This window comes from Pseudomonas sp. St29, assembly GCF_001547915.1.
GTDB lineage: Bacteria > Pseudomonadota > Gammaproteobacteria > Pseudomonadales > Pseudomonadaceae > Aquipseudomonas.
Genome location: NZ_AP014628.1, coordinates 4,257,977 through 4,270,504 on the forward strand (window position 1 = coordinate 4,257,977; position 12,528 = coordinate 4,270,504).

Below are 12,528 nucleotides of genomic sequence, written 5' to 3' on the forward strand. Positions count from 1 at the left end.
AGGGAGCTTGCTCCCGCTGGAAGGCGCAGCCTTCCCAATGCCTGAGTCCCCTTCCTATCAGGCAGACCGCAGATTCAGGTTTTACGGCCGCTGCGCGTCCGAGCGGGAGCGAGCTCCCTCGCCCATTGCCGGCTCAGGAGGCGGCGCTGCCCAAGGTCGAGCGCAAGACCCGCACCGGCACCGATTTGTAGGACGGCGTGCCGCTGTCCACATCCAGGTAGTCCAGGGGCACCAGGCGGTTGGCCTCGGGGTAATAGGCGCCCACAGTGCCCGGGGCGATCTTGTACTCGATGGCGGTGATGTTTTCGTAGCGCAGCCGCCGCCCGCCGATGACCGTCTCGATGTCCACCAGGTCACCGTGGGCCAGGCCACGGGCGGCCAGATCGCCGGGGCTGATGAACAGCACGTCGCGACGGCCGAAGACCCCGCGATAGCGGTCGTCCAGGGCGTAGATGGTGGTGTTGTACTGGTCGTGGCTGCGCAGGGTGATCAGCCGCAGGACATCGGCGCCGTCCACTTCCTTGTCCTCGTGCAGCCCGGGGAAGACGAAGAACTCGGCCTTGCCCGAGGGGGTCAGCCATTGCCGCTGGGCCGCCGCCAGGGGCATGCGGAAGCCACCGGGCACGCGGATCCGGGCGTTGTAGTCGTCGAAGCCGGGCACCGTCTGTTCGATCAGGTCGCGGATCTTGTCGTAGTCGGCCACCAGTTCCAGCCAGGGCACGCGGCTGTCGGGCAGCGTGGCCTTGGCCATGCCGGCGACAATCGCCGGTTCCGAGAGCAGAAGCGGCGACGCCGGGGTCAGCTTGCCCGCCGAGGCGTGGACCATGGACATCGAATCCTCCACGGTGATGGCCTGGCGCAGGCCGTCCTGCAGGTCCAGCTCGGTGCGGCCCAGGCAGGGCAGGATGAAGGTCTCCTTGGCCACCAGCAAATGGCTGCGGTTGAGCTTGGTGGCCACGTGCACGCTCAGGTCGAGCCGGCTCATGGCCGGGAAGCACTGGCCCGGGTCCGGCAGGGCCACGGCGAAGTTGCCCCCCAGGCACAGCAGCGCCTTGGCCCTGCCGTCGATCATCGCCTGCATGGCCTGCACCGCATCGTGGCCATGGGCCGAAGGCGGCGTGAAGCCGAAGGTCTGCTGGAGCTTGTCGAGAAAGGCCTGCGTCGGCTTCTCGGTGATGCCCACGGTGCGGTTGCCCTGGACGTTGGAATGGCCGCGCAACGGACAGATGCCGGCCCCCGGCTTGCCCAAGTTGCCGCGCAGCATCAGCAGGTCGCAAATCAGCCGCACATTGGCCGTGCCTTCGTTGTGCTGGGTGATGCCCATGCCGTAGGTGACGATGGTGGCATTGGACTTGGCGTAGGCTGCGGCGACCATCTCCAGGTCCGCCTGGTGCAGGCCGCTGGCCTGCTCGATGTCCGCCCAGGCGGTGGCGTGCAGGTCCGCCGCCAGGGCCTCGAAGCCCTGGGTGTGCTCGGCGATGAACTCATGGTCCAGCACCTGCCCGAGGCTGTCCTCCAGGGCCAGCAGGGCCTTCATGATGCCCTTGATCGCCGCCGCGTCGCCGCCGGCCTTGACCTGGAAGTAGGACGAAGCGATGCGGGTCGAGCCGTAGGTGGCCATCTCCACCATGTTCTGTGGGTCGGCAAAGCGCTCCAGGGCGCGCTCGCGCAGCGGGTTGAAGACCATGATCGGCACCTTGCGCCGCGAGGCTTCATGCAGGGTGCCCATCATCCGCGGGTGGTTGGTGCCCGGGTTGTGGCCGATGGAAATGATCAGCTCGCAGAGGTCGAAATCCTCCAGGGACACCGTGCCCTTGCCGATGCCGATCGAGCGCGGCAAACCGACGCTGGTGGGTTCGTGGCACATGTTCGAGCAGTCGGGGAAGTTGTTGCTGCCGTATTCCCGAGCGAACAGCTGGTACAGGTAGGCCGCTTCGTTGGAGGCGCGGCCGGAGGTGTAGAACTCCACCTGCTCGGGCTGCAGGCCCCGCAGGATCTGGCCAATACGCTCGAACGCCGCCTGCCACGCCAGCGGCTTGAAGGTATCGCTGGCGCGGTCATAGACCAGGGGCTCGGTGAGGCGGCCCAGGTCTTCGAGCTGATAGTCGGAACGCTGCAGCAGCGAGGTCAGCGGATGCTCGGCGAAGAAAGCCGGGGTCACCCGCTTGTTGGTGGCTTCCCAGGTCACCGCCTTGGCGCCGTTTTCACAGAACTGGAAGGTCGACTTGTGCTCCTTGTCGGGCCAGGCGCAGCCCGGGCAGTCAAAGCCATCGGGCTGGTTGGTGCGCATCAGGGTCAGGGGCGCCTTGAGCGCGTCCATCTGTTCGCGCACCGCCGTGGCGGTAGCCTTGAGCGCGCCCCAGCCACCGGCGGGACCATCGTAGTTGCGGATTCCGGGAACCTTGCGTCGAGTGCTCATGATCGCTCCAGGGCCGACCCGGCACGACGCGAGTCGGTGGTTGCGGATGGTCGAGGCGTACCCGGGCGGGTTGCCAGGGGCCTGGATCACAGGGGGTAGTGCGTGGCAACAGTGCCGACACTGGATAAAAGCTAGCGCTGCGCCCCGGCCTGTCAAGCTCAGGCGCCGACCGGCACAGACGCGACGCTGGCGCCCGGGCCCGCCAGCGTGGAACCTATTGCCGGTCCCCGTCCGGCCTCAGCCCGCGCTCATTGCAGAACGCTGCGCCGGCGCTTGAACGTCCAACCCTGCTGCATCCCGGCGGCGGCCAGCAGAATCGCGGCGACCCCCAGCCACTGCAACAGCCCCAGGCGATGCCCGAAGGCCAGCCAGTCGACGAAGATCGCCGCGATCGGATAGATGAAGGACAAGGCGCCGGTCAGCGCGGTCGGCAGCTTCTGGATCGCCCCGTACAACAGCACATACATCACCCCGGTATGCACGATGCCCAGGGTCAGCAGGCTGGCCCAGGCCGTGGCCTGCTGGGGTGGCTCGGCGAGGTTGGCCCAGGGCGCCAGCAGCAGGACCCCGGTGCAGACCTGGATCAGCGCGATCAGGTGCGGCGGCGTGCCGCTCAGGCGCTTGATCAGCAACGCGGCGAAGGCATAGAGCAATGCCGCGCCCAGGGCCAGGGCGATGCCCAGCAGATAGTCGCTGCCGGCGTCGCCCTCGGTGCCATGGGCGCTGACGATGGCCAGCATCCCGGCAAAGGACAGGCACAGCCAGAACAGCTTCTGCGGGGTGATCTTCTCTCCCAGGAACAACGCCCCCAGGGCCACCAGAATGAACGGCTGGACGTTGTACACCGCGGTGCCGATGGCGATCGAGGCCCGGGAATAGGAACCGAACAGCAACACCCAGTTGCCGACAATCGCCACGCCGCTGAGCACCGCCAGAAACAGGCTGCGCCGAGTCAGAATATTCCTTCGCAAAAAACCGAAAGCGCCGCAAATCAGCAGCAACGCGCCGGCACCGAACAGGCAACGCCAGAACACCACGTCCAGCACCGGTTGTCCGGACACCAGAACGAACCAGCCAATGGTTCCGGAAATCAGCATCGCGGCGGTCATTTCCAGTGATCCGCGACGGGTCAGTGCATCCATCATCAATCTCCTCTGACAAGGGCCAGATTATGCCCAGCGGCACACGGCCATCGCCAGTTCAAAACCTGGGCTAGTATGCACTCAGGCCTTTTTTATCAAGGCATAAACGCCCAATCACCTAACGAGGTTGCCATGCTCGATGCCATCGACCAGGCCCTGATCAGTGCCCTGATGCAGGACTCCCGCCGCTCCCTCAAGGCCCTGGCGCAGATCAGCGGGCTGTCCGCCCCCAGCGTGGCCGAACGCCTGAAAAAACTCGAAGAACGCGGGGTGATCACCGCCTATACCCTGGAAATCGACCCCAAGTCCCTGGGCTACCAATTGCAGGCCATTGTCCGGATTCGTCCGTTGCCGGGCCGCTTGCAGGAGGTGGAGCGGCAGATCCTGGCGATTGCCGAGTTCACCGAATGCGACAAGGTCACCGGTGAAGACTGCTTTATCGCTCGGTTGCAGGTGCGCTCCATGGAACAGCTGGACCGCTTGCTGGATCGCCTCAACCATGACGCCGAAACCAACACCGCGATCATCAAGAAATCGCCGATCAAGCGGCGGTTGCCGCCCATGAACTGACCCCGTGAAATGGGCTTTTTCACCGCGGAAAAAGCCCCTGAAAACGGCCTGCAACTGTGGGGTGAAAAGGCCGTTCCAGAGGCGTTTCTTACGAAAAACCAGCTGACTTCTCGAGCACTTTTCAGAAAGTTTCCCCTTAGGCATAAGACGATTCTTAAAATCTCCCAGACGTCTTTTTGGCGTCAATTTCAGTGATACCCTGCGAATCCTCTGACGACCCCACTAGCAAAATGCCTGCTCCTTTGCGGAAGCTGCGCATTGTCGTGGGCTCATGCCTGTCGAAAAGCCGAGTACAAGAACCCATGCCGATCCGCGTGCAGATAGCCGATGACCATCCCTTGACCCTGATTGGGATACACACCCTGCTGGAAAACCGCGCCGAACTGGAAATCGTTGCCCAGGCCCACAGCGTGGAAACCCTGTTGGAGAACCTGCAGCGCCAGCCCTGCGACCTGCTGCTGACCGACCTGATGATGCCCGGTGGCGATCAGGTGGATGGGATTCGTCTGATCAGACGCCTGCGTTCACGCTACCCGGAGCTGGCCATCGTGGTGATCACCATGCTCGACAATCCGGCGCTGATCAGCAGCCTGCTCAAGCTCGGAATCCAGGGCCTGGTGAGCAAGCGCGGCCTGCTCAACGACCTGCCCAAGGCCATTGCCGCCAACCCCCGTGCACCCTTCGTGTCGCCGTCGATCCAGCATCTGCTGGACACCAGCACCGCCCTGCATGGCAAACCGCTGCTGCAGCCCGAACAGTTGTCGGCCAGAGAGATCGAGGTGCTGCGCCTGTATGGCACCGGCATGAGCATCGGCGCCATCGCCCAGCACCTGTGCCGCAGCAAACAGACCATCAGCACGCAAAAGAGCAGCGCCATGCGCAAGCTTGGCCTGGACACCTCGGCCAGCCTGTTCCTGTACATCCAGGAACACGGCCTGAGCTGAGCGGTCCTCAAAACTCCGGAGCTTCCCCCCTATGCCCCTGATTTCCCGTCCCCCCCAGTTCTGGAGGCTGATCCGTGTCTGCCTGCTGTTCAGCTTCATGGTCCTGGTCAGCCTGTTTTTCAGCCTGCCCGCCCACTGCGCCGAGTCGCAAGAGCCGGGCAATCCGTCATTGGCCCGGCTGCTGGACATGCGCAGCACCCTGCCCCACAAGGTGCTGCGGGTAGCGACCATCGTGCCCCCCGAGCGGCCCCTGGAAAGCGCCGGCAACCAGGTGCTCAAAGTGATCTCCGACGAATACCTCAAGCTGATCGGCAAGCAGCTGGGCCTGCGCTTCGAATACGTCGAGCTGGCCTCGCCCCAGGACGCTATCCGCGCCCTGCTCGAACACCGTATCGACCTGCTGCCCCGGGCCACCGCGCTGGAAGCGCAGACCCCCGGCCTGTCCCTCAGCCGTCCGTACCTGAACAACCAGCCGATCATCGTCGGGCGCATCAACGACCAGAGCCTGCCACCGGACCTGGAAGACAAGCGGGTGCTGGTGCTGGACAACTACCTGGACCTCAAGACCGTCAGCAAGACCTATCCGCGGGCCGACATCAGCGGCGTGCACACCACCGCCCTGGCCCTTGAGCAACTGGCCGGCAAACAGGCCGACGCCTTTATCAGCGACCGCTTCCGCACCACCCTGTACATGCAGGCCCGCCCCGACCTGCGGCTGCACAGCAAGTTCTATCCACAGTTGCCCGACGCCGGCTTCGCCTTCGCCGTGCGGCGCGAGGATGCCACCCTGCGGGCGCTGATCGACTACGTGCTCAACGCCATTCCCGAGGAGCACAAGCGGCGGATCCAGAACCAGTCGAGCCAGGAGCCCTTTCCCTTCGCCCCGACCGAGTCGTTTTCCCTGACCCCCGGCGAACTGAACTGGCTCACCGCGCACCGGCAGATCAATCTGCTGGCGGAGGAAGCGCCGCCCTACATCTACCGCAATGCCGAGGGCCAGTGGGCCGGACTGAGCATCGATATCCTGCGCACCCTGGCCAGCTCGTTCCGCCTGCAACTCAACATTCAGCCCAGTCTGTCCAGGGCCGGCGACCTGGAACAACTGGCCGCCGGCAACGCCGACCTGACCACCCGCGACCTGGGCCTGCCCGACAACGCCCGGGGCATCGGCCTGAGCCAGAGCTACGGCACCCGCAACTGGGCCTTTGTGGTGCGTCATGGCGACAGTTCTCCCAGTTCCCTGGACGCCATGCTGGGACGGCACCTGGCGCTGCCGCGCAACCACCCGCTGCTCGAACACCTGAAACAGCGCTACCCGGACATCCATCTGGTGCTCACCGAGGATCATCGCCAGGCCCTGAACCTGGTGCTGCAACGTCAGGTCGACGCCACCCTGGACACCCCGGTGGGCACCGAGGCGCTGTCCGGTTCCGGGCTGCAGTTCGGCCTGGCCTTCGACGCCCTGCCCACGCCCCACCGCTTTGCCGCAGCCCCTGGTGCCAGGGAGTTGCTGAGCGTGCTCGACAAGCTGCTGGACTCCATGGCCAGGAACCCGCAAAGCGACATCCAGCTGATCGCCAAACAACAGTCCAGCGCCGCGCTCTGGAGCTGGGTCGCCGAGCAGGCCTGGCATGTGGGCGTGGTGATCCTGATCATCTTCGTGCTGTCGCTGATCTGGAACTGGCGCCTGAAGATCCAGGTGCGGGAAACCATCTGCGTGCAGACCCGCCTGCAGGACAAGCTGGCCTTCCAGTTCTCCCTGCTCAACGGCCTGCCGACGCCGCTGTATGTCTGCGACCTGGACGGCCGGTTGAGCACCTGCAACCGCGCCTATGAGGAGTTCTTCGCCACCTCCCAGGAGCAGGTCGAGGGCTGCCTGCCCACCGAGCAGCCGAACATGCCGCGCGACTTCGCCGAGGTGCTGCAAGAGGAGCATCAACTGCTGCTGGCCAATCACCGGCCGCGCTTTCTCGACACCAGCCTGTGGATCAAGGAGCAGCAGTACTGCCTCTATCAGTGGCTGGTGCCGTTCTACAACGCCCGCGGGGTCCTGCAGGGGCTGCTGGGGGGCTGGCTGGACATCTCCGAGCGCAAGAACCTGGAACTCAAGCTGCGCGAGGCCAAACAGATCGCGCAAAAGGCCAGCGCCGCCAAGAGCGAGTTCCTCGCCTCCATGAGCCACGAGTTGCGCACCCCGCTCAACGCCCTGGTGGGCCTGCTGGAGCTGGAAACCAGCGCCAGCCAGGCGCCCTCGCACAACCTGCGGGTGGCCCAGCAATCGGCGACCTCGATGATCGACCTGATCGGCAACATCCTGGATCTGGACAAAATAGAGAGTGGCCTGATGCAACTGGCACCCCACCCCACCGCCCTGGAACCCCTGCTCGCCAACGGCCTGGGACTGTTTGCCGTGCAAGCCCGGGAGAAACGCCTGCAGCTCAATTTCGACTATCAGGCCAGCCCCAACCGACTGTATTGGGTCGACTCGCTACGCCTGCAGCAGATCCTGCACAACCTCTTGAGCAATGCCTTGAAGTTCACCGACCGCGGCCACATCCAGGTCACCCTGCGCGAAACCCATGTGCAGGACAGCAACAGCCTGCTGACCCTGAGCGTGCGCGATACCGGCATCGGCATTCCCCTGGCCAACCAGGCGGGGATTTTCGAGCCCTATCGCCAGGCCACCGCGCGCACCGCCCACCTGTACGGTGGCTCGGGCCTGGGCCTGAGCATCTGCCACCAGCTGGTGCAACTGATGGGCGGCCGCATCTGGCTGGAAAGCGAACCCGGACAAGGCTGCTGCATCCACGTCGAACTGCCGGTGAGCTGGCAGACGGCAAACGCGGAAGTGACGGAAAAACCGGAAGTGCCGCCGATCACCGGCAAAGCCTTGCGGGTGCTGGTGGTGGACGACGTCTCCACCAACGGCCTGGTGCTGACCCTGCAGCTGGAGCGCATCGGTCACGTGGCCGAACACGTCAGCAGTGGCGAAGAAGCCCTGCAGCTGCTGCGCCACCGCCACTACGACGTGTTGATCAGCGACTGCAACATGCCGGGCATGGACGGCTACAGCCTGGCCCGGGCGGTGCGTGAGGCCGAACAACAGAGCGGGGCCAAGCCGCGGCTGATCGTCGGCTACACCGCCAGCGCCCTGAGCAACGAAGCGACCCAATGCTCCAACGCCGGGATGAACGATCTGATGATCAAGCCGGTGACCCTGGCCCGGCTGCAGGAAGTCCTGGGCAGCCACACTGGCGCTGGCGAAGAGCGGGTGCGCGCCTTCGACATCGACCACCTCAAGGACCTGGGGGAAAACAGTCCGACCCTGCACCGGCGCATCCTCAACGAACTGACCAAGAACCTGCAGCAGGAAATCGCCGAACTGCGCACCTGCGTCCTGGCCAATACCCCGCACCTGATCAACGACCTGACCCATCGCCTGAGCGGCGTGGCCTGCCTGATCAACGCCCAGGACATGGCCAGGACCTGCGACGCCCTGAGAAAGGTCGACGTGAGCCATCCGCCGTCCGTGCGCAACTGCCAGCAAGCGCTGCTCAGCGCCATGGAGCAGGTTTACGCAGAGGCCCGGAACCAGCTGGCCAGCTTGCGCGACCCCCTTGGCAGCGACAGCCCGCCCCTGGCCCAGAGCGCACAGACCCAAGGCTCGCCACCCTGAACCGCACCTCGGTGCGCCGAGTGCCTGGGCCGGGCCCGGCCAACAGGCCCTGGCGCCACTCTCGTACTTGTCTCATTCAACCGCCGCACCCTGCTGCCTAACCTTGCGCTGGCTTTCGAGCACAGACAGTCAATGGCGCCAGACTCCCGACGAGTCGCTACGCCAGCTCTCGATTGCTTGTTGAATCCAATCACGTCCAATCAGGGAACAATCGATGATCACGCGGCATACCTTCCAATCATTCCTCAAACTTCCGCTGGCGATGGCTATCGGCATGGCGGCGCTCAGTGCGCAACAGGCGGCCGCGCACGGCTATATCGAAAACCCCAAGTCCCGCGCCTACATGTGTAGCGCCAAGGGCGGCAACCTGAACACCAACTGCGGCCCGGTGATCTACGAGCCACAGAGCGTCGAATACCTGGCCAACGCCAGCCGCGACGGTTTCCCCAGCACCGCCCAGGCCTGCCACGGTGAGTTCACCCGCTGCGGCCCGGCCAACGGCACCATTGCCGCCGGTGGCCTGCGCCATTTCGCCAAACTCAACGAACAGACCGCCAGCCGCTGGACCAAGATGAGCATCAAGCCCGGGCTGAACACCTTCGACTGGCGCTACACCGCGGTACACGCCACCCGCAACTGGCAGTTCTACATCACCAAGAAAGACTGGAACCCCAACCAGCCACTGACCCGTGATTCGTTCGAAGCGACGCCGCTGCTGACCGACAACTGGAACAACACCCTGCCGACCAAGACCGGCGGCCTCACCAGCCACAAGGTCAACATTCCGGCCGACCGCAGCGGCTACCACATCGTCCTGGCCACCTGGATGGTGAGCGACAACACCAACACCTTCTATCAGGTGGTGGACGTGAACATCGAGAACAGCGAAGTCGCGCCGTCGAGCTGGAAGAATATCGGTGCCGTTCAGCCCGAGGCCCTGAGCATCGGCGACAAAGTCATGACCCGGGTGTTCAACGACCAGGGCGAACTCTCGGCCAAGCAGGTCACCCTGAACATCGACAGCGCGGAACTGGCCAAGGAAAGCAACTGGCCCAAGGCGCTGGCGGAAAAGGTCAACCGGGCCAAGCTCGGCTATCAGATCGGTGAGCTCAACGACAAGGACCAGGTGGTGCCGCAGTTCGGCAAGAACAGCATCTTTGTCGACAAGAACAGCGACATCAACAGCGTGCTGATCGCCAAGGAACAAGCCGCCAAGCCGGCTGAACTCAAGGTCTCCGGCATGCAGTCCGAGTACAGCCTGAAGGACGGCAAGGTCGACCTGCACTTCAATGCCATCGCTCTGAACGGCGACTTCACCATCACCGCCAGCGTGGTCAATGCCAAGGGCGAAACCGTTGCTCACCAGCAAGCCGACAGTGGCAACAATACGCCGCACTTCAGCCTCGCGCTCAAAGGCGTGACAGCGGGCCAGTACGATCTGGTGGTGGTGGCCAAGTCGAAGAAAGGCGAGCTGCTGCAAGAGACCATCAGCTTCAAGCTCAAGGCCGAGCCAGAGGTTGAGGAAACCCCGGGCGGCGGTGGCAACGAAGGCGGCACCACTCCCGAGACGCCGGCCAAGTACGACCACGTGTTCCCTGAAGGCCTGAAGTCCTACAAGGCCGGCACCCTGGTGCTGCAGCCCAAGGATGGCAAGACCTACCAGTGCAAGCCGTTCCCGTACAGCGGCTACTGCGTGCAGTGGAAGGCCGGCGTGACCCAGTACGAACCCGGCACCGGCTCTCACTGGCAGATGGCCTGGATCCTCAAGTAATCCGGCAACTCCCCAGTTGCTCCTTGGGGCGTGACGCGCAAGCGTCACGCTCATTTTTTTATCCGGCCGGCGCGCTTTTGCACGCCTGCAAAGGCCCTTCAAACGGGTCGCGCCGGTCCGCCAAGAATCCAGCAAAAGCTTGTTCTAGAGCCCTTTGACTCTCGTACTCGTCCCATGGGAACACCCGGGAGCAGCACGTAGCCTGTGCTCGCTGGCAAGGCTGCCGGAACAGCGGACCTCCAAGGTGTCCCATTCCCCCATCACCGGCTCCTCGCAGCGCTTCAACACTCATTTTTCAATTGCTCAAGGCATACAGCATGATCAACTCCAACCGGACTCGCTCCTTCCTCAAACTGCCGATCGTCATCGCCATGGCGACGGCGGGACTGGCCGCCCAGCAAGCCTCGGCCCACGGTTACATCGAAAGCCCCAAGTCCCGCGCCTTCATGTGCAGTTCCGATGGCGGCAGACTGAACGTCAACTGCGGTCCAGTGATGTACGAGCCACAAAGCACCGAGTACATCGGCGTGCCCGGCCGTAACGATCTCGAGCACTTTCCAAGCAACGCCCAGGCCTGCACCGGCGACTTCAAGGTATGCGGCCCGGCTAACGGCACCATCGCCGCCGGCGGCCTGGTGCGTTTCTCCCCGATCAACGAGCAGAGTGCTACCCGCTGGGCCAAGACCACCATCAAGCCGGGCCCGCAGAACTTCACCTGGCACTACAAAGCCGGTCACGCCACTCGCTACTGGCAGTTCTACATCACCAAAAAAGACTGGAACCCGAACCAGCCACTGACCCGCGACTCGTTCGAGATGACCCCGCTGCTGGATCAGCCATGGCCGTCCGGCACCGTCCCGGCCCCGTCCGAAGGCAAAACCCATCACACCGTGGACATCCCGTCTGATCGCTCCGGTTACCACGTGCTGCTGGCCACCTGGAAAGTCAACGACACCGACGCCACCTTCTACAGCGTGGTCGACCTGAACATCGACAATGGCGCGGTCATCCCGTCGAACTGGAACACCGTGGGCGCGGTACAACCTGAAGCCCTGAGCATCGGCGACAAGGTCAAGACTCGCGTCTTCAACGCACAGGGCGAGCTCCACGCCAAGCAAGTGGTGCTAAACATCGATAGCGCTGAACTGGCCAAGGCCGACGTCTGGCCGCGCGAGCTGGCGAAGAAGGTCAATGCCGCCAAGCAGGGCTACCAGATGGGCCTGCTCAACGACAAGGACGAAGTGGTGCCGAACTTCGGCAGGAACGAAATCCTGGTCAAGAAAGGCAGCGACATCGTCAACGTGATGATCGACAAGGAACAGGCCGCCAAACCGGGCGAGCTGTCCATCACCGGCATGCAGTCCGAATACACCCTGAAAGACGGCAAGACCGAACTGCACTTCAACGCCATCGCCAAGAACGGCGACTACACCGTGAAGGCCACCGTGTTCAACGCCAAAGGCGAAAGCGTGACCTTCCAGCAAGCGCCGGCCGGCAACACCCCGCACTTCTCCATGCCGCTGAACAATGTCAGCCCCGGGGTCTACGACCTGGTGGTCGTGGCCACCTCGAAGAAAGGCGAAGTGCTGCAAAAGTCCGCCCGCTTCACCCTCAAGGCCGAAGCCGGCGGTGGTGAAGGTGGCAACGAAGGCGGCAACGGCGGTGAAGGCGGCGCCAAGTACGACTACGTGTTCCCCAATGGCCTGAAATCCTACAAGGCCGGCACCGTGGTCCTGCAACCCAAGGACGGCAAGACCTATGAGTGCAAGCCTGGCGCCGTCGCCGGCTGGTGCACCCAGTGGACCAGCGGCTCCAACGCCTACGAGCCGGGCATAGGTTTCGCCTGGCAGTCGGCCTGGAACGCCAAGTAAGTCATAGCGTCAACCACCCGAGCGTGGCGCCACGGCGCCACGCTCCTTGTTAGCGGTCAAGCCCCCCATGAGCTCAACCCCCTATTCAAGAACCCTGCTCTGGCAGGGTGAAAACCTGCCGAGGCGCCTGTGCTT

General features: G+C 64.0%; 7 protein-coding genes. 5 read left to right on the plus strand and 2 right to left on the minus strand.

Translation table 11 applies throughout. The features are described 5' to 3' along the window. Positions 1–133: 133 nt before the first annotated feature. Together PST29_RS18835 and PST29_RS18840 are read right to left on the minus strand one after the other, a co-directional pair. Positions 134–2,419, minus strand: a complete 2,286-nt coding sequence (locus PST29_RS18835; protein WP_060840032.1) for an FdhF/YdeP family oxidoreductase — start codon at positions 2,417–2,419, stop codon at positions 134–136. A gap of 248 nt (positions 2,420–2,667) precedes the next feature. Continuing rightward, complete coding sequence (locus PST29_RS18840; protein ID WP_060844038.1) at positions 2,668–3,561, minus strand: DMT family transporter; 894 nt, start codon at positions 3,559–3,561, stop codon at positions 2,668–2,670. A 132-nt stretch (positions 3,562–3,693) separates the two neighbouring features. Here PST29_RS18840 and PST29_RS18845 point away from each other — a divergent pair, with 132 nt between their 5' ends. The 5 genes from PST29_RS18845 to gbpA (PST29_RS18870) all read left to right on the plus strand — a co-directional run bounded on the left by PST29_RS18845 (position 3,694) and on the right by gbpA (PST29_RS18870) (position 12,393). Further along, positions 3,694–4,131 carry an Lrp/AsnC family transcriptional regulator gene (locus tag PST29_RS18845; protein ID WP_060840034.1) on the plus strand — a complete coding sequence of 146 codons (438 nt, stop codon included), beginning with the start codon at positions 3,694–3,696 and terminating at the stop codon, positions 4,129–4,131. 302 nt (positions 4,132–4,433) lie between these two features. Next, positions 4,434–5,075 (plus strand): response regulator transcription factor, encoded by a 642-nt coding sequence (locus PST29_RS18855; protein ID WP_060840035.1) that lies wholly within the window; start codon positions 4,434–4,436, stop codon positions 5,073–5,075. 31 nt (positions 5,076–5,106) lie between these two features. Next, positions 5,107–8,751 (plus strand): ATP-binding protein, encoded by a 3,645-nt coding sequence (locus tag PST29_RS18860; protein WP_060844040.1) that lies wholly within the window; start codon positions 5,107–5,109, stop codon positions 8,749–8,751. A gap of 214 nt (positions 8,752–8,965) precedes the next feature. Continuing rightward, positions 8,966–10,522, plus strand: a complete 1,557-nt coding sequence (gbpA, locus tag PST29_RS18865) for an N-acetylglucosamine-binding protein GbpA (RefSeq protein ID WP_060844041.1) — start codon at positions 8,966–8,968, stop codon at positions 10,520–10,522. A 317-nt stretch (positions 10,523–10,839) separates the two neighbouring features. Further along, positions 10,840–12,393, plus strand: a complete 1,554-nt coding sequence (gene gbpA, locus PST29_RS18870) for an N-acetylglucosamine-binding protein GbpA (RefSeq protein ID WP_060844042.1) — start codon at positions 10,840–10,842, stop codon at positions 12,391–12,393. The last annotated feature ends 135 nt before the right edge of the window (positions 12,394–12,528 follow it).